The following is a 19,607-nucleotide window of genomic DNA, read 5'->3' on the forward strand; positions in this document are numbered from 1 at the left end:
ACCGACAGGCGGCGCGGGCGCCTCAGCGGCCCCCGTCCTGCGCCCGCGCCGACGCCGCGATGTCCTCCAGGACCTTCTCCGGCTGTCCGCCCGGCTGCACGGCCTTGCCGATCTTCGTCTTCACGTCCTCGCTGACACCGGCCCAGGACTTCTTGCCGGCCGGGTACAGCCGCGAGTTCGGCAGGGCCGTCAGGAAGGTCCTCAGCTGGGCCGAGGAGCCGCCCGCGCTGCCTTCCACTGCCCGGAAGCCGCTCGTGGTGACCGGCAGCAGGTCGTACTTGTTCGTGAAGGCGGTCACGTTCTTCGACTCGTAGAGGTAGTCGAGGAACTTCCCGGACTCCTTGCGGTGCCCGTTCTTGAACGCCATCACCCAGTCGGCGACGCCCATCGTCGGGTGCTCGGTGCCGTCGGCGGTCGGCATGGCGACCATGCCGAACTTCACGCCCTTCGCCGCGGCCTGCTTCATCAGCGTGGGGTGCCCGTTGAGCATGCCCACCTCGCCGCGCGTGAACGCGTCGAAGGCGTCCTGCCGGTTGAGCTTGCCCGGCTCCGTCGGCCCGGTCAGACCCTGTCCGACCAGCTTGTCGCGCAGGTACTCGAAGGTCTTGACGTTCTCGGCGGAGTCGATGGCGTACGACTCCTCGTTGTCGGTGTAGCCGCCACCGCCGGACAGCAGCCACATCATCGTCTCGGCCTGCGCCTCCTCGCGGCCCAGCGGCAGCGCGAAGGGGGTCTGGACGTTCGCGGCCTTGAGCTTCTTGGCCGCGGCCTCCAGCTCGGCCCAGCTCTTGGGCTGCCAGCCGCCCTTGGCGTCCTTGCCGAGCACGCCCGCGTCCGTCAGCAGCTTCTCGTTGTAGAAGAGCAGCCGGGTGCTGGCCACGAACGGCATGCCGTACTGGTCCCCCTTGACCTTGCCCGCGTCGGCGAGCGGCGCGAGGAAGTCGGCCTCGGTCTGTACGGAGAGCAGTTCCTCGGCCGTGTACAGCTTGTCGGCCTCCGCGTAGTCGGCGTAGGCGCCGATCTGCGCGATGTCGGGGGCCTTGCCGGCCTTGACCATGGCGGCGACCTTGGCGTCGACCTCCGACCAGGAGTAGACGCTCACCTCGACCTTGACGCCGGGGTGCTCCTCCTCGAAGCCGGCGGCGAGGTCCTTCCAGTAGCCCTTCGAGGTGTTCTGCGGATTGTCCCCGTAGTCGGCCGCCACGACCCGCAGGGTCACCTCGTTGTCCCCGGAGAGGCCCGGCAGGCTTCCGCAGCCCGTCAGCATCACGGCGGTCAGGCTCAGCGCGACGCCGGTCGCGGCCGGCCTCAGGTAACGGCCCTTCACAGTTCTCGTTCCACTCCCTGTTGTACGTACGATCAACGTAAGGTCTACACCACTTTGGCGGCTCGGCCACATCGGGCTCCGATTTTGTATGGCGCCTCAACAATCACCCCCCAATGGACTAGACCTTTCCCCGCCGAGCACGCCAGACTGTCTTCCGTGAAACCCGTGAAACACGTCATCGCGCACGTCATCGCCCTCGATGTGGGCGGCACCGGGATGAAGGCCGCCCTCATCGCCGGGGACGGCACCCTGCTGCACCAGGCGCGCCGCGCCACGGACCGCGAGCGCGGCCCCGAGGCCGTCGTGGAGACGATCCTGGACTTCGCCGCCGAGCTCCTGGAGCTCGGCCGCGAGCGCTTCGGCACGGCCGCCTCGGCCGCCGGCGTCGCCGTCCCCGGCATCGTCGACGCCGACCGCGGCATCGCCGTCTACGCGGCGAACCTGGGCTGGCGCGACGTCCCGCTGCGCGAGCGGCTCAGCACCCGCCTCGGCGGCATCCCGGTCTCCCTCGGCCACGACGTCCGCACGGGAGGACTCGCCGAGGGCCGCATCGGCGCCGGCCGCGGCGCCGACCGGTTCCTGTTCGTCCCCCTCGGCACCGGCATCGCCGGCGCCATCGGCATCGCCGGCCGCATCGAGGCCGGGGCGCACGGCTACGCGGGCGAGATCGGGCACATCGTGGTGCGCCCCGGCGGCCCCGCCTGCGGCTGCGGCCAGCACGGCTGCCTGGAGACCCTGGCCTCAGCCGCCGCCGTCAGCCGCGCCTGGGCCGCCGCCTGCGGCGACCCCGGGGCCGACGCGGCCGACTGCGCCGAGGCCGTCGAGTCCGGCGACGACCGGGCCCGCGCGGTGTGGCACACGGCGATCGGCGCCCTCGCCGACGGCCTGGTCACCGCCATCACCCTGCTGGACCCCCGCACGCTGATCATCGGTGGCGGGCTCGCCGAGGCCGGGGAAACCTTGTTCACACCGCTTCGGGCCGCCGTCGGGGAACGCGTCACGTTCCAGCGGCTGCCCGAGATCGTTCCGGCGGCCCTCGGGGACACCGCCGGATGCCTGGGCGCAGGGCTGCTCGCCTGGGACCTACTCGCCACGGAGGTACCTGCCTGATGTCCGGAAGCGCACACAGCACCGTTCTCTCCGGCGCCAGGGTGGTGCTGCCCACCGGAACCGTGGCGAACGGCCGCGTCATCGTCGAGGGCGAGCGCATCGCCGGCAGCGCCCACGAGGGGGCCCGCACCGTCGACCTGACCGGGCACTGGATCGTCCCCGGCTTCGTCGACATGCACAACCACGGCGGCGGCGGCGCCTCCTTCACCTCCGGCACCGCCGAGGACGTCCTGCGGGGCGTACGGACCCACCGCGAGCACGGCACGACCACCCTCGTCGCCTCCACCGTCACCGACGACCTGGCCGAGCTGGCCCGCCGCGCCGGACTGCTCGCCGAGCTCACCCAGCAGGGCGAGATCGCCGGCGTCCACTTCGAGGGCCCCTTCATCAACGCCTGCCGCAAGGGCGCCCACAAGGCGGACCTGCTGCGCGACCCCGACCCGGCCGAGGTGCGCAAGCTCGTCGACGCCGCGCACGGCACCGCCAAGATGTTCACCCTGGCCACCGAACTCCCCGGCGGCCTGGACTCCGTACGCCTGCTCGCCGAGCACGGGGTCATCGCGGCGATCGGGCACACGGACTCCACCTACGACCAGACCCGCCAGGCCATCGACGCGGGCGCGACCGTCGCCACCCACCTCTACAACGCCATGCCGGGCCTGGAACACCGCGCGCCCGGCCCGATCGCCGCGCTGCTGGAGGACGAGCGGGTCACCGTCGAGCTGATCAACGACGGTACGCACCTGCACCCGGCGATGCTGGAGCTGGCCTTCCACCACGCGGGCGCGCACCGGGTCGCGCTGATCACCGACGCCATGGACGCGGCCGGCTTCGGCGACGGGACCTACCACCTCGGCCCGCTGGAGGTCGAGGTCAAGGACGGGGTCGCCCGCCTCGTCGAGGGCGGCTCGATCGCCGGCTCCACGCTGACCCTGGACACCGCGTTCAAGCGGTCGGTCACCGTCGACAAGCTGCCCGTCGAATCGGTGGTCCAGGCGATCTCCGCGAACCCCGCCCGGCTGCTCGGCCTGTACGACCAGGTCGGCTCCCTGGAACCCGGCAAGTACGCGGACCTCGTCGTCCTCGACGCCGGATTCGGGCTCAAGGGCGTCATGCGGCGCGGCGAATGGGTCGTCAGCCCGCAGGCCTGAGCGGGCCGGTGAGGACGGCGGCCGGCCTGCGGGACTGGGCGGACCGCCGTCTGTTTGGCATGATCCCGGCACACACCGAGACCGAGGCCTGCCATGATCCTGACCGTGACGCTCAACACCGCGCTCGACGTCACCTACCGCGTACCGCGACTGCGCCCGCACACCTCGCACCGGGTCACCGAGGCGGCCGAACGCCCCGGCGGCAAGGGCCTGAACGTGGCCCGCGTACTGGCCGCCCTCGGCCACGAGGTCACCGCGACCGGCTTCGCGGGCGGCCCGGCGGGTGCGCTCGTACGGGAGTTGCTCGCCGCCGGATCACCCGGCGTGCTGGACGCCCTGGTCCCCTGCGCGGGCAGCACCCGGCGCACGGTGGCCGTGACCGACGGCACCTCGGGTGACACCACCCAGTTCAACGAGCCCGGCCCGCTGATCAGTTCCGCGGAATGGGCCGCGTTCCTCGACCGCTACGAGGCGCTCGCCGCCGGCGCCCGGGCCGTGGCCCTGTGCGGCAGCCTCCCGCCGGGCGTCCCCGTCGGCGCGTACGCGGCCCTCGTACGCACGGCCCGCGCGGCCGGCGTCCCGGTGCTGCTCGACACCAGCGGCGAGGCGCTGCGCCGCGGCATCGCCGCCCGCCCCGAGATGATCAAGCCGAACGCCGCCGAGCTCGCGGAGCTGACCGGGTCGCGCGACCCGCTGCCCGCCACCCGCGACGCCCGCCGCCGGGGCGCCCAGGCGGTGATCGCCTCCCTCGGCGCGGACGGCCTGCTCGCCGCCACCCCGCAGGGCACCTGGCGGGCGGCCCCGCCCCGCGCCCTGACCGGCAACCCCACCGGAGCCGGCGACTCCGCCGTCGCGGGGCTGCTCTCGGCCCTGGCGGAGGGTCTGGACTGGCCGGGCCGCCTGGCCCGCGCGGTCGCCCTCTCGGCGGCCACGGTGCACGCCCCGGGCGCGGGAGAGTTCGACCCCCGCACCTACGAGGAGATACGGGGGTCGGTGAAGGTGCTGGCCGGTCAGGAGGCGTAGCCCCCGGCCGACTTGGCGGGCATCAGCCCGCTTCGAGCCACAGCTGGTCGAGGTTGACGTCGCACTGGTTGCCGTTCTCGCACGAGATCCGGACCGTGTTCGTGCCCTTCTTGAGCTGCACGCTCGACCAGGTGTTGGTCCAGCCCTTGTCCCACTCGCCGGGCTTGGCGTTCGAGAAGTTCCGCATGTTGATCGGCCGGGTCTGCACCTCGCCGTTGATGGTCAGCGTGGTGCTGGCGTCCTTGCCCGGCACCCCGTAGGTCATCTTCAGCTTGTACGAACCCGCCTCGGGAACGTCCAGCGTCCACGTCGCGGCCGCGCCGAGCTGGTTCAGGCCGCCCACGTACTGGCCGCCCGCGCTCTTCGCGCCCGGCACCGTGTTCTGCAGGGACGCGCCGCCCGTCAGGCTCATGCCCGAACCGGCGAAGTCGGCCTTCGGCAGTGCGCTCTGCGCGGGCTCCGGGGAACCGCTCGCCTTCGGACCGTCGGACTTCTTCGGGGAGGCGGACTGCTGCTGCCCGCCCGTCTGGTCCTTGCCGGCCTTGGCCTTCTCGCCGTCCTTGTCGCCGAAGGCCAGGGCGGCGCCGATGCCGATGGCGACGGCGGCGACCACCGCGACCGCCGCGATCAGCAGGCCGCGACGGCTGGAGCCGCCGCCACCGCCACCGCGACCGCCGGGGGACTGTATGGCCTGTGTCACTTGCGGGGCCGGCTGCTGCGGCGGAACGCCGTAGCCGCCCGCCTGGAGGGCTTCGGGGGCCTGGTACTGGGCCTGGTAGGCCGGCGGCTGCTGCGGCACCTGGCCGCGCCCGCCGCCGTACGTCCGCTCACCGACCGTGCGCACCTGGTTGTACGAGGTACGGGGGACACCGGGCTGCGCGCCGGGCTGCCCACCGACCGTCTGGCCGGGGTAGCCGTATCCGCCTGACGTGGGCGGGGTGGCACCGGCGGCCTGGCCGTCCGCGTAGAGGTAGCCGAACGGGTCGTCGTCCTCGGGCTTGTTCGCCCCACCGTGCGGGCCGTTGTTCGCGGGCGTCGTCATCGCAGGTCACTCCTTTCGACCCCCGGGAGCCTACCCCGAACAGGTGCACCCACGGGCGATCGATCGCCTCAGCCCGCCCTGCGGTGGGCCTTGGAGCGCGACCTCTTCTCGATGTACATGCGCTGGTCGGCGGAGCGCAGCACCTCGTCCGCGGACATCCCGCAGCTCGCCCAGCCGATGCCGAAACTGGCTCCCACCCGCACCGGACGGCCGTCCACCCGGATCGGCGGGATGATCGCGTTGCGCAGCCGGACCGCGAGATCGGCGGCGTCCGCCGCACCCAGCCCGTCCGCGAGAACGACGAATTCGTCACCACCCAGCCGGGCGACGGTGTCACCGTCCCTGACGCCCGTCGTCAGCCGCCGGGCCACCTCGATCAGGACCGCGTCACCGGTGTGGTGCCCGAACCGGTCGTTGATCGACTTGAAGCCGTCGAGGTCGCAGAAGAGCACCGCGAGCCCCTTCGTCCCGTCGTCGACGTCCGTCGCGGGCGCCACCGCGTGCACGTGGTGGTCGTACGGGCCCGCCTCGCCCGGACCGCCCCCCGGCGGGCCGAGACCGGCGGGCCCCCCGGGGAAGTCGAAAGGGTCCGGCCCTGCGAACGTGTGGGGGCCGTCCGGCCGGAACCCGTGCTCGCCGGCGCCGACCGTCTCGGGCACCGGGCCGCGCCCCTCGTAGGCGGCGTCGAGCGCCTCGATCGCCGTCGCCCGCGCGGACTGCGGCCGCCGGCACAGCCGGGCGCCGAGCCGCGAGCGCAGCTCGGCGCTGTTGGGCAGGCCGGTCAGCGAGTCGTGGCTGGCCCGGTGCGCGAGCTGCAGCTCGTGCCGCTTGCGCTCCTCGATGTCCTCGACGTGCGTGAGCAGGAAACGCGGCCCGTCGGCGGCGTCCGCGACCACGGAGTTGCGCAGCGAGACCCAGACGTACGTGCCGTCGCGCCGCCCGAGGCGCAGCTCGGCGCGGCCGCCCTCGGCGGAGGTCCGCAGCAGGGTGCCGATGTCCTCGGGGTGGACGAGGTCGGAGAACGAGTACCGGCGCAGCACCGACGCGGGGCGGCCCAGCAGCCGGCACAGCGCGTCGTTGGTGCGCAGCAGCCGCCCGTGCTGGTCGCCGCCCATCTCGGCGATGGCCATCCCGCTGGGCGCGTACTCGAACGCCTGCCGGAAGGACTCCTCGCTCGCGCGCAGCGCCTGCTGCTCGCGCTCCAGCCGGACCAGGGCCCGCTGCATGTTCGCGCGCAGGCGTGCGTTGCTGATCGCAATCGCCGCTTGGAAGGCGTACATCTGGAGCGCCTCGCGGCCCCAGGCGCCGGGGCGGCGGCCGTTGCGGGGTCTGTCCACCGAAATGACACCCAGAAGTTCCCCGCCGGTCGCGTACATGGGCGCGTAGAGCCGGTCCTCGGGGTGCCACTCGTCCTCGAACCGGGGGTCGGGGCCGTCGGTGTGCCACTGCGGGACGTCGTCCTCCAGCAGCACCCAGCCCTCGCTGTGCGGGATGAAGCGGAGGCCGTCCCAGTTCTCACCCATCGTCAGACGGCGGTCCCAGGAGGCGCGGGAGCCGACGCGTCCGGTGATGAGGGCTTCCGCGGCGGGGTCGCCGGCGAAGGCGGCGACGACGAGATCACCGTCGGGGCGGACGAGATTGACGCAGGCGAGTTCGTAGCCGAGCCCCACGACGATGCCGTCCACGACGGTCTGCAGAGTGTCCGCCAGGCTCCTGGCCGTGTTGAGTTCGGCCACCACCCGGTGCAGCTGCCGCAGGGTCGCAAGACGGACGTACGGCTCCGACTCGGTCTCCATTGTTCGCTCTCCCCGAGACCTCGACAGCAACTCCAGGATTGTCATCGGCGTTTCGTTGCGGTGTCCCGCCCACTGAATCACAGTGAGCTGTGCGGCAGGTACACAGGGTCAACAAATCTTGCCGTCTGTGACTCAAGTCACATGAGATGAATAAAGGTGCGTACCTGGGCAGTAGCCACTGGGAGCGCTCCCCCTCCTTCTCGGGAGCAAACGCTACGCCCGGGCCTAGGCCGAGCGGCGGGGACACGGCTCGTACCAGGGCCCGATGTGCGGCGCGAGGGGCGAGACTAGCGTTCCGAGGGTGCCGAACACGACCCTTGTACCGAACCCAGTACCGACCCCCCATCCTGAGGGGGTGAGCAACGACGAGTTCCGGGCGGCGATGTCCCGGCTGGCGGCGGGCGTATGCCTGATCACCGCGCACGAGCCCCCGCTGACGGGGGACGGCCCGCGCGGCGAGGACGTCGGCATGACGGCGACCGCGTTCCTGTCGGTCTCCCTGGACCCGCCGCTGGTCCTGGTGAGCCTGCGCGAGGGCTCGCGGATGGACGACCTGCTGGAGGAACAGCCGCTGTGGGCGGTCTCCGTCCTGGCGGACAGCCAGGTCCAGATCGCGGGCCGCTTCTCGATGAAGAACCGGATCAGCGACCGCCTGCTCTTCCAGGACCTCCCGCACGTCCGGGGCGAGGTCTCCGGTGCCCTGCTGCTCACGGACGCCCTGGCCACCCTGGAATGCCGTACTGAGTCCCGCGTCCGGGCCGGCGACCACACCCTCGTCGTCGCCCGGGTCCTGACCTCCACCCTCCCGAACCCGGACGCGCCCCCGCTGACGTACTTCCGGGGCCGCTACCGGCACCTGGCGTAGCGCGGCGGGAGCCCCCGCCTGCCGGCCCCGGCTACCAGTCCCGGCCGGTGCGGCCCCGCTTGGTCTCGCCCCGGGCCTTCTTCTCCCGGAGCCGGCGCTCATTGATCCCGCGCGGGATCTTCGTGGCCCTGCGGGCCTTCGGCGGCGGTGCGGTGGCCTCCGCCAGCAGCGCCGCCAGGCGGACGGCGGCCATCTCCCGGTTCCGGAACTGCGAGCGGTGCTCGGACGCCCGGACCGTCAGCACCCCGTCCACCAGGCGGGAGGCCAGCCGCTCCAGCGCCCGCTCCTTCCACACCTCGGGCAGCGCCTTCGTCGCGGCGACGTCGAACAGCAGCTCCACCCGCGAGTCCGAGGTGTTCACGTGCTGCCCACCCGGCCCGGAGGAACGCGAGAACCGCCAGGCGAGCTCCCCCTCGGGGAGCACGACGGAACCGCGGATGACATAGGGACCAGGCATACCCCCTATGATCGGCCCCCGCCCGGCCCCCCGTCACGCGCATTTCCGGAGCGCCGGAACCCGGCGACCCCCTCCCCGCGTTATGAAGGACAGCGGTAACTTGACCACATCTCGCGGTCATGTGACGAGGAAGGGACACCAGTCAAAATGGCAGTAAGCCTGTCCAAGGGCGGCAACGTCTCGCTTTCCAAGGAGGCCCCCGGCCTCAGCGCCGTCACGGTCGGCCTCGGCTGGGACACCCGCACGACCACCGGCGTCGACTTCGACCTGGACGCCTCCGCCATCGCGGTCAACGCGACCGGCAAGGTCGTCTCCGACGGCCACTTCGTGTTCTTCAACAACAAGAGCACGCCGGACGGCACCATCGTCCACACCGGTGACAACCGCACCGGCGAGGGCGCCGGCGACGACGAGGCCATCAAGGTCAACCTCGCCGGCCTGCCCGCCGACGTGGACAAGATCGTCTTCCCGGTGTCGATCTACGACGCCGAGTCCCGCAGCCAGAACTTCGGCCAGGTCCGCAACGCGTACATCCGCGTCGTGAACCAGGCCGGCGGCGGCGAGATCGCCCGCTACGACCTCTCCGAGGACGCCGCGACCGAGACCGCCATGGTCTTCGGCGAGCTCTACCGCAACGGCGCGGAGTGGAAGTTCCGCGCGGTCGGCCAGGGCTACGCCTCGGGCCTGACGGGCATCGCGCAGGACTTCGGCGTCAACGTCTGATCCGCCGGTGGTGAAGCCCCCTCCCCCACCGGGAGGGGGGGGCGCCGGCGCTTCTGCGCGGGGGCGGGCGGCGGAAGCCCCCTCCCCCACCGGGAGGGGGGCTTCGCTACCGTTCGCGGGTGATCCTGCAGCCGCTCGTCCCCGCGGACGGCGCCCTCCCGGGCCCGTGGATCGGCCTGCTGCTCATCGACGCGACCGCGCACCGCCAGGGCCTCGGCGCGGCCGTCGCCGCCCTCGTCGAGGAGCGCTTCCGCGCCGCCGGACGCGACGGCGTACGCATCGCCGTGCTCGACAACAACCCGCGGGCCCTCGCCTTCTGGCGGGCCCAGGGGTACACCGCGCTGCGCCACGGCGAGGACCGCGAGCTCAAGCGGCCCTGCACCGTCCTGCGCAAGGCGCTCTGAAACCGGCCGGGAAACCGGCCGGACGACCCGCTAGCGGGGCCGAGCCTCCCCGTACAGCCAGACGTCCCAGACCTTCTTCAGGTCGTGCCCCGTCTTCTTCTCCGCGTAGGCGGTGAAGTCGGCCGTGCTCGCGTTCCCGTACTTGTGGTCGGCGACCCAGCCGCGCAGCAGGGCGAAGAACTTCTCGTCGCCCACCTCCTGGCGGATCCGCTGGAGGACCATCGCGCCCCGGAGGTAGACCGGGCTCTCGGAGAGCTGCTCGGGCCCGGGCGGCGCGGCCGGCGGGAAGGCCGACCAGTCCGATCCGGCCTCGCTGTCCACCGCCGTGTCACCGGCGAGGAGCGCGTCGAAGTGCTGCTGCGCCGTCGGCCCGCCGTGGTCCTCGCTCCACAGCCACTCCGCGTACGTGGCGAAGCCCTCGTTGAGCCACATGTCCTTCCACGACTTCGGCGACACCGCGTTGCCGTACCACTGGTGGGCGAGCTCGTGCACCACCAGCGCGTCCTCGGAGGGCGCACCGGAGAAGACGGGCCTGGTCTGCGTCTCCAGCGCGTACGCCAGGGTCTCGGCCGGCACCACGATCGCGCCGGTCGTGGAGAACGGGTACGGGCCGAACCGCCCGCCGCCCCACTCCACGATCTCCGGCAGCCGCGCCAGCCGGGGCGCGCTGCGCGCCTCCTCCCCGGGCGACACCGCGTTGTAGACGGCGACCCCGGAGGGCGTCTTGCCCGTCGTCACCTTGAACTTCCCGATCGCGGCGGTCGCCAGGTAGCTCGCCATCGGTTCGGCGCTGTGCCACGCGAACTCCGTCTGCCCGTCACCGGTGTCGGTGCGGGAGGTCAACTCGCCGTTGGAGACGGCCTCGTAGCCCTTGGGGACGGTCAGCTTGATGTCGTACGTGGCCTTGTCGCTCGGGTGGTGGTTGCCGGGGAACCAGGCCATCGAACCGACCGGCTCACCGACCCCGACGGCCCCGGCCGCCCCCGCCGCCCCCTCGTCCGTGCGGATCCAGCCCTCCTGGGAGCCGTCCGGGTCGGTGACCGCCTTCGGCTTGCCGGAGTAGTCGACCTCCGTACGGAAGACCTCGCCCTTCTTCAGGTCCTCGGCCGGGCGCACCGTCAGCTCGTTGCCGGACCGGTTGAACCGGGCCCCGGCCCCCTCGACGGTGACGCCCTCCACGCGGAGCCCGCTGAGGTCCAGGTTGAAGGAGCTGAGCCCCTGCGTGGCGCGGGCGGTGATGACGGCCGTCCCGTCCAGCTGCCCGTCGGCGGGGTCGTAGTCGAGGTCCAGGTCGTAGTGCTCGACCTGGTAGCCGCCGTTCCCGGCCTTCGGGAAGTACGGGTCCCGAAGCCCCGACGCACCCGGCCGCCCCTGCACGGTGGCCCCCGTACACCCCGTGGTGAGGGCGATCAGGGCGGCGGCGGCAGAGGCGGCGAGGCGGGTCAGAGCGCGGTGTTCCACGCCCTCGATCCTATGCGGGGCGGGTATCGAGGACCGGTGACGGCAGCGCGATCCGGCCTCGCTCGGCCACCGGCCGCGGGCTACTTGGCGAGGGAGTCGACGCCGGCCTTCGCGAACTTCTCGTCCAGGTCACCGCTCGGGGCGCCGGCCACGCCGATGCCCGCGACCGGGGCGCCGGAGGCCTGCACCGGGGCGCCGCCGGCGAGGAAGAGGGTGCCGGGGATGTCCTTCAGGTTCGGGGCCTGGGCGAGGCGGCCCGCGAGCACCGAGGTCGGGGCGTTCCAGGACACGGCGGTGAAGGCCTTGCGCTCCGCCGACTCGTAGGACTGCGGGCCCGCGCCGTCGCCGCGCAGGGTGACGAGCGTGTTGCCGTTCCGGTCCACCACCGCGACGGTCACCTTCTGGCCCTCCTTCTCGGCGGCGTCCAGCGCGGCCTGGGCGGCGCGGGAGGCGGCGTCGATGGTGAGGTGGGTCGAGGTGGTGAAGTTCTTGTCCTTCGCCGGGGCGGCGGGCGCGGACTCGGCCCGCGCGGTGGGCGCGGTGCTCGCGCTGGCGCTGGCGCTGACGGCGCCGAAGGTCCCGGCGCCGAGCGCGAGGGCGAGGGCGGTACCGGTGAGAACGCGGGTGCGGGTCTGCATGTCTGCTCCTGAGAACGTCGGCGCGGTGCCGGGGGTACTGCTCTTGCTTGCTGCTCCAAGCCTGTGGCCGGGACCCGCCCGCGCCCGTCCGCGTACCGGCTCGCGACGGCCACCGCACCGGTTGACCCCGGGGTCAGCCGATCGGTCGATGCGGACCGGGTGCCCGTAAGGATTGGCTGGTCAGCGCCGTCGCCCCCGTCCAGGCAGGATGGGAGGCGCAAGCACCACCACCCCGGGAGCCCGCCGTGCCAGCAGTGCCCGCCGCGAAGTCCGACACCCGCGCGCTGGCCGCCGTCGCGCACACCGCGTTCTTCCTGCTCCTCGGCGCGTCCCTGGCCCGCTTCCTGCTGCGCCACCCCGGCGAGCCCCGCACCCCGTGGATCATCGCCCTCAGCGTCACGCTGGCCCTGCTGTACGTCCTCGGCCCCGCCCTCGGCGCCGCGCCGACCCTGCGGCGGCTGCTCTGGCTCGGGCTGGTGGTCGCGACCTGGGTGGTCCTCGTCGTCCTCGCCCCCAGCTTCGCCTGGTGCGCCGTACCGCTCTTCTACACCGCGCTGCGCACCCTGCCGCCGCGGGCCGCGATCGTCCTCGTCGCCCTCCTCACCGTCTTCGTCGTCACCGCCCAGCTCCAACTCGCCACCGCCTTCGACCCGAACCTGCTGCTGGCCCCGCCGGCGGTCGCGGCCCTCGCGACCGCCGTCCTCGTCCACATGGAGCGCCAAGCGCAGGCCCAGCGCGACCTCATCGACGACCTGATCCGGACCCGCCGCGAACTCGCCGCCACCGAACGGCGCGAAGGCACCCTCGCCGAACGCCAGCGGCTGTCCATGGAGATCCACGACACCCTGGCCCAGCACCTGTCCAGCCAGCAGATGCTGCTCCAGGCCGCCGACCGCACCTGGGACAGCGACCCCGCCACCGCCCGCGCGCACGTCCGCACCGCCAACGACATCGCCGCGCGGGGCCTCGCGGAGGCGCGCCGCCTCGTCCACGACCTGGCGCCGCCGGAGCTGGCGGGCGGCGCGGGCCTCGCGGACGCGCTGCGCACCCTCGACGCCGGCCCGCACACCGAGGTCCGCTTCCACCTCGAAGGCACGCCCGCCCCGCTGCCGGACCGCGTCCAGTCCACGCTGCTGCGGATAGCGCAGGGCGCGCTGGCCAACGTCCGCGAGCACTCCGGCGCCCGCACCGCCGCGCTCACCCTGAGCTTCCTCGGCGACCAGGTCGTCCTGGACGTCGCGGACGACGGCCACGGCTTCACCGAAGACGCCCGCGGCTCCGCCGACGACCGCGGCCACGGCCTCCCCGCGATGCGCGCCCGCGTCAGCCAGCTCGGCGGCACCCTGACGATCGAATCCACCCCGGGCGAGGGCACCGTCCTCTCCGCCTCGATCCCCCTGGAGCCCACCGGATGACGACGATCCTGCTCTGCGACGACCACGTGGTCGTCCGCGCCGGCCTGCTGGCCCTGCTGGGCAGCGAACCGGACATCGAGGTCCTCGGCGAGGCCGGCAGCGGCGAGGAGGCCGTGGCGCTGGCCGCGAAGCTCCGCCCCGACGTCGTCCTGATGGACCTCCAGCTGGGCGAGGGCATCGACGGCGTCGAAGCCACCCGCCGCATCACGGCCCTCCCCGCCCCGCCGCACGTCCTGGTCCTGACCACCTACGACACCGACGCGGACATCACCCGGGCCATCGGCGCGGGCGCGACCGGATACCTCCTCAAGGCGGAACGCCCCGAGGAGCTCTTCGCGGCGATCCACTCGGCCGCCGCCGGCCGCACCACCCTCTCCCCACCCGTCGCCAGCCGTGTCATGGCCCACATGCGCGGCAGCCGCCCCACCCTCACCGACCGCGAGCTCGACATCCTCGGCCAACTGGCCCGCGGCCTCGGCAACCGCGACATCGCCCGCGCCCTCTTCATCAGCGAGGCGACGGTCAAAACCCACCTGGGCCGCATCTACGACAAGCTCGGCGTGGACACCCGCGCCGGCGCGGTCTCCGTAGCCAAAGAACAACGCCTCCTCCCCTGACCCCACCAACCCCCGCCCCACCGACGCCCACCCCACCCAGCCCCGCCGGGGCGGCCGCCGCTCGGGGGCCGGGCACGTCCCCACCGACGCCCGCCCCATCCAGCCCCGCCGGCGTTTGAGGCGCGGGGTTCCGGGGCGGAGCCCCGGGCCCCGGCAGGGGCCTCCCCCGACGGGGCCCGGGGGCCGGGGCGGAGCCCCGAAGGTGCAGCCCGCCGGCGGCTGAGGCCCCGGGGAGGGCGCCGGCACCGCGCAGCGGACCGGCGTGACACCATCAAGGCGTGCTCGACATCGGCTACTCCCTCTCCCGGCGCTTCCCCGACCCCCCGCAGACCGACTACCGCTCGGCGGACGTCCACTCCCTGCGCCACGACCTGTTCTGCGGGGACGTCTACCTCGCGGACACCAACGCGGACCGGGAAGTGTCCACAGCCTGGGGATGGGTCCCCGTACTCGACTTCGCCTGGGCGCTCTGCGACATCGTCGAGCAGCTCGACCAGGACCCCCGGGGCAGCCGCTCCTCCAACCGCCAGTACGCGGAGCTCGACTTCACCGAGTCCACCGACCGCATGCTCTTCGAGCGCCGCTTCGGCTGGGTCGACATCGAGGCCGACTGGATGCCGCCCGAGGAGGACCCGCTGACCTTCAGCCACCGCCTCCTGCGCCGCGAGGCCCGCGACTTCCTGCACGACGTCATCGCCGACCTCGTCGACATGCACGACGGCCTCGCCGACAACCCCGTCATCTGGACCCTCCAGGCCCGCTTCCCCCGCGTCCCGGCGTAGCGGCGCAACGGCGCCGCGCCACGACCGCCCTACCCCACCACCCGCACCCCCATCTGCGCCGCCAACGCCGGCGCCAGGTCGAACAGCTGCCCCGGGCTGATCACCGCTCCGGCCAGCGCGTCCACACCCCGCGCGATGTCCAGCTCCACGGCGCCCCGCAGGTCCACGTCGGCCATCCGCACCCCCGTGAAGTCCGCCCCCCGCAGCGCGCAGCCGCGGAACTCCACCCGCTCCAGCACCGCACCCCCGAAGTCCGGCTCCACCAGCACGCACTCCTCGAAGACCACGTCCTTGAGCCGCGCCGTCCGCAGGTTCAGGTAGTCGATCTTCCCCCCGCGCACCACCACCCGCTCCAGCGCCGCCCCGTGCAGCTGCACCCCGCCGAGCCGGGCCTCCACCAGCTCCACGTCCCGGAACGAGGCCCCGGACAGGTCCGTCCCCACCCCCCGGACCCCCTCCAGCACCGCGTCCAGGAACCGCGCCTTCGCCAGCCCCGCCTCGTCCAGCGCGCAGCGCCGTACCGCGCAGTCCATGAACCGGGCCCCCGCCCCGTCCTGCCCGGCCAGGTCCAGGTCGGCGAACTCCAGCCCGTCGTAATCCCCGTCCGGCTCCAGCTCGCCGCCCTCCCACGCGACCAGCTCCGGCAGCCGCACCTCCGCCCGCCGCGCCGCCTTCACCGTCTGCGCCTGTCCTTTTCGCACCATCTCCCCATCGTGACCCACTCCACTGACAACACGGCCAACCCGGCCACGCCTTGACCTCAAGTCCGCTTGAGGTCACACCCTGACCCCATGACCGCTCCCGCCATGAACGCCGTCCGCCTCCACGCCTTCGGCCCCGCCGAGAACCTCTCCTACGAGCGCACCCCCCGCCCCGTCCCCGCCCCCGGCCAGGTCCGCATCGCCGTCGCCGCCGCCGGGGTCCACCTCCTCGACACCGCCCTCCGCCAAGGCGTCCAGGGCCCGCCCGCCCCGCTCCCCGAACTCCCCACGATCCCCGGCCGCGAGGTCGCCGGCACCGTCGACGCCCTCGGCCCCGGCACCGACCCCGCCTGGCTCGGCCGCCCCGTCGTCGTCCACCTCGGCTTCGCCCCCGGCGGCTACGCCGAGTACGCCGTCGCCGACGCCCAGCGCCTGCACCCCATCCCGCCCGGCCTCGATCCCGCCGAGGCCGTCGCCATGATCGGCACCGGCCGCACCGCCCTCGGGATCCTCCAGTTCGCCGACCTCGGCCCCGCCTCCACGGCCCTCGTCCCCGCCGCCGCCGGCGGCATCGGCACCCTGCTCGTCCAGTACGCCAAGAACGCCGGGGCCACCGTCATCGCCCTCGCCGGCGGCCCCGCCAAAACCGCCCGCGCCGCCGCCAACCGCGCCGACCTCGCCGTCGACTACACCGAGCCCGGCTGGCCCGACACCGTCCGCGCCCACCACCCCGACGGCGCCACCGTCCTCTTCGACTCCGTCGGCGGCTCCACCGCCCGCGCCGCCCTCGGCCTCCTCGCGCCCGGCGCCCGCCACCTCGTCTTCGGCTGGTCCGACGGTCCGCTCACCCTCACCGACGCCGAACGCGCCGGTCTCACCGCCCGCGGCATCACCACCCAGAGCGTCCTCGGCCCGGTCATGCTCCGGCGCGCCGGCGGCGACGACCCCCTGCGCCTCCTGGAAACCCGCGCCCTCGCCGAAGCCGCCGCCGGCCGCCTGCGCCCGGCCCTCCAGCGCTACCCCCTGTCCGAAGCCGCCGCCGCCCACCACGCCCTGGAAACCCGCGGCACCATCGGCAAGGTCGTCCTGGAACCCTGACGCATCCACCAGAAGGCCTGCGATCCCGCCCCGAAACCCGGCACCGCGCACATGGACACCCCCGCGGAACCCCGTGTACCAAATCCCCCATGACGATCAACGGCGGCATCTCCTTCTGGTACGCGACCGACCCCACCGCCACCCGGCCACCCCGCCCGCCCCTCACCGGCGACACCACCGCCGACGTCGTCATCGTCGGCGGCGGCTACACCGGCCTGTGGACCGCCTACTACCTGAAGACCGCCGCCCCCGACCTCCGCGTCACCGTCCTGGAGCAGAAGTTCTGCGGCTACGGCGCCTCCGGCCGCAACGGCGGCTGGCTCTACAACGGCATCGCCGGCCGCGACCGCTACGCCGCCCTCCACGGCCACCAGGCCGCGCTCCGCCTCCAGCGCGCCATGAACGACACCGTCACCGAGGTCATCGACACCGCCGCCAAGGAGGGCATCGACGCCGACATCCACCGCGGCGGCGTCCTCGAAGTCGCCCGCACCCCCGCCCAGCTCAGCCGCCTCAAGGCCTTCCACGCCGCCGAGCTCGGCTTCGGCGAGAGCGACCGCGAGCTCTTCGACGCCACCGAGACCCACCGGCGCATCGGCGTCGCCGACGCCGTCGGCTCCTCCTGGACCCCGCACGGCGCCCGCATCCACCCCCTCAAGCTCGTCAAGGGCCTCGCCGCCGCCTGCGAACGCCTGGGCGTGGTCCTCCACGAGAACACCCCCGTCACCGAGATCGCCCCCCGCCGCGCGATCACCCCGTACGGCACGGTCCGCGCCCCGTACGTCCTGCGCTGTACGGAGGGCTTCACCGCGGCCCTCAAGGGGCACAAGCGCGCCTGGCTCCCGATGAACTCCTCGATGATCGTGACGGCCCCGATCCCGGAGTCCACCTGGGAGGCCCTCAACTGGTCCGACGCCGCCACCCTCGGCGACATGGCCCACGCCTACATGTACGCCCAGCGCACCGCCGACGACCGCATCGCGATCGGCGGCCGCGGCGTCCCGTACCGCTACGGCTCGCGCACCGACAACGACGGCACCACCCAGGAACGCACCATCGCCTCCCTCACGGCGCTGCTGACCTCCTTCTTCCCGGTCCTCGCCGGTACGGAGATCACCCACGCCTGGTCGGGCGTCCTCGGCGTGCCCCGCGACTGGTGCGCCACCGTCACCCTCGACGCCGCCACGGGCCTCGGCTGGGCCGGCGGCTACGTCGGCTCCGGCGTCGCCACCTCGAACCTCGCGGCCCGCACCCTGCGCGATCTGGTCCTGGGCGAGCGGACGGACCTGACCACCCTCCCGTGGGTCAACCACCGCGTCCGCCGCTGGGAGCCGGAGCCCTTCCGCTGGCTCGGCGTCCAGGCCCTCTACGCCGCCTACCGCGAGGCGGACCGCCACGAAACGGCCACCCACACCCCGACCACAACCCCCCTGGCCCGCCTGGCCGACCGCATCTCGGGCCGCCACTGACCCCCCGCCGGACACGACGAAGGTCCCGGACCATAACGGTCCGGGACCTTCGCGCGCGGAGCCCCCTGTCGGATTCGAACCGACGACCTACGCATTACAAGTGCGTTGCTCTGGCCGGACTGAGCTAAGGAGGCGAGGCCGTCCTCACTTTACACAGAGCGCCATTCCCGGGGCCATCACGTTGCGGGCCGCCGCCGGCCGCCCGGGAAGTCACCGCCCTGCGGGTGCTGACAGGAGGCGCGCCGGGGGGTAGCGTCGGGCGGAAGTCCGATTACTGGACTAGACCTTCCACTCGGATCGTCCGGCACGTTCCTGCCGGTAGAAGGGATTCATCACCATGGCTTCTGTCACCTTCGACAAGGCGACCCGGCTGTACCCCGGCGGCGACAAGCCCGCCGTCGACCAGCTGGAGCTGGAGATCGAGGACGGCGAGTTCCTCGTCCTCGTCGGCCCCTCCGGCTGCGGCAAGTCCACCTCGCTGCGCATGCTGGCCGGCCTGGAGGACGTCAACGGCGGCGCCATCCGCATCGGCGACCGCGACGTCACGCACCTGCCGCCCAAGGACCGGGACATCGCGATGGTGTTCCAGAACTACGCGCTGTACCCGCACATGTCCGTCGCCGACAACATGGGCTTCGCGCTCAAGATCGCCGGCGAGGACAAGGCCACCATCCGCCGCAAGGTGGAGGACGCGGCGAAGATGCTGGACCTGACCCAGTACCTCGACCGCAAGCCGAAGGCGCTCTCCGGCGGCCAGCGCCAGCGCGTCGCCATGGGCCGCGCGATCGTCCGCAAGCCGCAGGTGTTCCTGATGGACGAGCCGCTGTCGAACCTGGACGCGAAGCTGCGCGTGTCCACGCGCACGCAGATCGCGGCGCTCCAGCGCGACCTCGGCATCACCACCGTCTACGTCACCCACGACCAGGTCGAGGCCATGACGATGGGCGACCGCGTGGCCGTCCTCAAGGACGGGCTGCTCCAGCAGGTCGACACCCCGCGCAACATGTACGACCGCCCGGCGAACCTGTTCGTCGCCGGCTTCATCGGCTCGCCCGCGATGAACCTGGTCGAGGTCCCGATCACCGACGGCGGCGTGAAGTTCGGCGACAGCGTCGTCCCGGTGTCCCGCGAGGCGCTGACGGCCGCGGCCGACGCAGGCGACCGCACCGTCACCGTGGGCGTCCGCCCCGAGCACTTCGACGTCGCGGACTCGGGCGGCCTGACCATCACCGTCAACGTCGTCGAGGAACTCGGCGCCGACGGGTACGTCTACGGCGTCACCCCGGCCGAGAAGGGCTCGCAGGACATCGTCGTGCGCGTCGGCGGCCGCCAGGTGCCGGAGAAGGGCTCGACCCTGCACGTGGTGCCGCGCCCCGCCGAGATCCACGTGTTCTCGACGTCCTCGGGTGCGCGCCTCTCCGACTGACCGGGTACCGGCGTGACATGAAGGGGCGCTCCGCCAAGGGGCGCCCCTTCGTGGTGAGTTCCGGGCGGACCGGGCCATTCGGCCCCGCCCGTCAACCCTTTA

General features: G+C 73.1%; 19 protein-coding genes and 1 tRNA gene. 12 read left to right on the forward strand and 8 right to left on the reverse strand.

Going from position 1 to position 19,607, the window contains the following annotated elements; translation table 11 throughout:
- Window positions 1-22 precede the first annotated feature (22 nt).
- On the reverse strand, window positions 23-1,267 hold the full coding sequence (locus IE248_RS27425; protein ID WP_100582925.1) for an extracellular solute-binding protein: 1,245 nt from the start codon (window positions 1,265-1,267) through the stop codon (window positions 23-25).
- Between the two features lie 237 nt (window positions 1,268-1,504).
- Here IE248_RS27425 and IE248_RS27430 point away from each other — a divergent pair, with 237 nt between their 5' ends.
- The 3 genes from IE248_RS27430 to IE248_RS27440 all read left to right on the forward strand — a co-directional run bounded on the left by IE248_RS27430 (window position 1,505) and on the right by IE248_RS27440 (window position 4,611).
- Window positions 1,505-2,437 carry an ROK family protein gene (locus IE248_RS27430; protein ID WP_073775289.1) on the forward strand — a complete coding sequence of 311 codons (933 nt, stop codon included), beginning with the start codon at window positions 1,505-1,507 and terminating at the stop codon, window positions 2,435-2,437.
- Window positions 2,437-3,588 carry an N-acetylglucosamine-6-phosphate deacetylase gene (nagA, locus tag IE248_RS27435; RefSeq protein ID WP_037797817.1) on the forward strand — a complete coding sequence of 384 codons (1,152 nt, stop codon included), beginning with the start codon at window positions 2,437-2,439 and terminating at the stop codon, window positions 3,586-3,588. Before IE248_RS27430 ends, nagA begins: the two co-directional genes overlap by 1 nt.
- Window positions 3,589-3,681: 93 nt before the next feature.
- Window positions 3,682-4,611 (forward strand): 1-phosphofructokinase family hexose kinase, encoded by a 930-nt coding sequence (locus IE248_RS27440; protein WP_190032017.1) that lies wholly within the window; start codon window positions 3,682-3,684, stop codon window positions 4,609-4,611.
- Window positions 4,612-4,633: 22 nt separating this feature from the next.
- Here IE248_RS27440 and IE248_RS27445 read toward each other — a convergent pair whose 3' ends face one another.
- Both IE248_RS27445 and cdgB read right to left on the reverse strand, forming a co-directional pair.
- Window positions 4,634-5,653: a CBM35 domain-containing protein gene (locus IE248_RS27445; RefSeq protein ID WP_008743620.1), complete on the reverse strand. Its 1,020-nt coding sequence runs from the start codon at window positions 5,651-5,653 to the stop codon at window positions 4,634-4,636.
- A 68-nt stretch (window positions 5,654-5,721) separates the two neighbouring features.
- The gene (gene cdgB / locus IE248_RS27450) at window positions 5,722-7,449 is read right to left on the reverse strand and encodes a diguanylate cyclase CdgB (protein WP_190032018.1); all 1,728 of its coding nucleotides are present in this window, start codon (window positions 7,447-7,449) and stop codon (window positions 5,722-5,724) included.
- A 265-nt stretch (window positions 7,450-7,714) separates the two neighbouring features.
- Between cdgB and IE248_RS27455 the strand changes: the two genes are divergently transcribed.
- Window positions 7,715-8,314: a flavin reductase family protein gene (locus IE248_RS27455; RefSeq protein ID WP_008743622.1), complete on the forward strand. Its 600-nt coding sequence runs from the start codon at window positions 7,715-7,717 to the stop codon at window positions 8,312-8,314.
- A 31-nt stretch (window positions 8,315-8,345) separates the two neighbouring features.
- Here IE248_RS27455 and arfB read toward each other — a convergent pair whose 3' ends face one another.
- Window positions 8,346-8,771, reverse strand: coding sequence for an alternative ribosome rescue aminoacyl-tRNA hydrolase ArfB (gene arfB, locus IE248_RS27460; protein ID WP_008743623.1), 426 nt, complete (start codon window positions 8,769-8,771; stop codon window positions 8,346-8,348).
- Window positions 8,772-8,918: 147 nt separating this feature from the next.
- Between arfB and IE248_RS27465 the strand changes: the two genes are divergently transcribed.
- Together IE248_RS27465 and IE248_RS27470 are read left to right on the forward strand one after the other, a co-directional pair.
- Window positions 8,919-9,494, forward strand: a complete 576-nt coding sequence (locus IE248_RS27465; RefSeq protein ID WP_008743624.1) for a TerD family protein — start codon at window positions 8,919-8,921, stop codon at window positions 9,492-9,494.
- Window positions 9,495-9,613: 119 nt separating this feature from the next.
- Window positions 9,614-9,898 carry a GNAT family N-acetyltransferase gene (locus IE248_RS27470; RefSeq protein WP_308438188.1) on the forward strand — a complete coding sequence of 95 codons (285 nt, stop codon included), beginning with the start codon at window positions 9,614-9,616 and terminating at the stop codon, window positions 9,896-9,898.
- 30 nt (window positions 9,899-9,928) lie between these two features.
- Here the strand turns inward: IE248_RS27470 and IE248_RS27475 are convergent, their stop codons facing one another.
- The gene (locus tag IE248_RS27475; protein WP_073799637.1) at window positions 9,929-11,359 is read right to left on the reverse strand and encodes a M1 family metallopeptidase; all 1,431 of its coding nucleotides are present in this window, start codon (window positions 11,357-11,359) and stop codon (window positions 9,929-9,931) included.
- Window positions 11,360-11,439: 80 nt separating this feature from the next.
- Window positions 11,440-11,997, reverse strand: coding sequence for a GlcG/HbpS family heme-binding protein (locus IE248_RS27480; RefSeq protein WP_008743627.1), 558 nt, complete (start codon window positions 11,995-11,997; stop codon window positions 11,440-11,442).
- A gap of 245 nt (window positions 11,998-12,242) precedes the next feature.
- On the opposite strand from IE248_RS27480, the gene IE248_RS27485 reads away from it, so the two are divergent.
- The 3 genes from IE248_RS27485 to IE248_RS27495 all read left to right on the forward strand — a co-directional run bounded on the left by IE248_RS27485 (window position 12,243) and on the right by IE248_RS27495 (window position 14,811).
- The gene (locus IE248_RS27485) at window positions 12,243-13,412 is read left to right on the forward strand and encodes a sensor histidine kinase (RefSeq protein ID WP_209521201.1); all 1,170 of its coding nucleotides are present in this window, start codon (window positions 12,243-12,245) and stop codon (window positions 13,410-13,412) included.
- Window positions 13,409-14,029 carry a response regulator gene (locus IE248_RS27490; protein WP_037797821.1) on the forward strand — a complete coding sequence of 207 codons (621 nt, stop codon included), beginning with the start codon at window positions 13,409-13,411 and terminating at the stop codon, window positions 14,027-14,029. Before IE248_RS27485 ends, IE248_RS27490 begins: the two co-directional genes overlap by 4 nt.
- A 278-nt stretch (window positions 14,030-14,307) precedes the next feature.
- On the forward strand, window positions 14,308-14,811 hold the full coding sequence (locus IE248_RS27495) for a hypothetical protein (protein ID WP_190032019.1): 504 nt from the start codon (window positions 14,308-14,310) through the stop codon (window positions 14,809-14,811).
- 29 nt (window positions 14,812-14,840) lie between these two features.
- On the opposite strand, the gene IE248_RS27500 is transcribed toward IE248_RS27495, so the two are convergent.
- Complete coding sequence (locus IE248_RS27500) at window positions 14,841-15,515, reverse strand: pentapeptide repeat-containing protein (protein WP_123082528.1); 675 nt, start codon at window positions 15,513-15,515, stop codon at window positions 14,841-14,843.
- 102 nt (window positions 15,516-15,617) lie between these two features.
- Here IE248_RS27500 and IE248_RS27505 point away from each other — a divergent pair, with 102 nt between their 5' ends.
- Both IE248_RS27505 and IE248_RS27510 read left to right on the forward strand, forming a co-directional pair.
- Window positions 15,618-16,610: a zinc-binding dehydrogenase gene (locus tag IE248_RS27505; protein ID WP_190032043.1), complete on the forward strand. Its 993-nt coding sequence runs from the start codon at window positions 15,618-15,620 to the stop codon at window positions 16,608-16,610.
- 89 nt (window positions 16,611-16,699) lie between these two features.
- The gene (locus IE248_RS27510; protein ID WP_037797825.1) at window positions 16,700-18,079 is read left to right on the forward strand and encodes an NAD(P)/FAD-dependent oxidoreductase; all 1,380 of its coding nucleotides are present in this window, start codon (window positions 16,700-16,702) and stop codon (window positions 18,077-18,079) included.
- Window positions 18,080-18,138: 59 nt separating this feature from the next.
- On the opposite strand, the gene IE248_RS27515 is transcribed toward IE248_RS27510, so the two are convergent.
- Window positions 18,139-18,213 (reverse strand) — tRNA-Thr (locus IE248_RS27515).
- A gap of 203 nt (window positions 18,214-18,416) precedes the next feature.
- Here IE248_RS27515 and IE248_RS27520 point away from each other — a divergent pair.
- Complete coding sequence (locus IE248_RS27520) at window positions 18,417-19,505, forward strand: ABC transporter ATP-binding protein (RefSeq protein ID WP_037797828.1); 1,089 nt, start codon at window positions 18,417-18,419, stop codon at window positions 19,503-19,505.
- The last annotated feature ends 102 nt before the right edge of the window (window positions 19,506-19,607 follow it).

This window comes from Streptomyces goshikiensis, from assembly GCF_014650555.1.
In the GTDB taxonomy this organism is placed as follows: Bacteria; Actinomycetota; Actinomycetes; order Streptomycetales; family Streptomycetaceae; genus Streptomyces; species Streptomyces goshikiensis.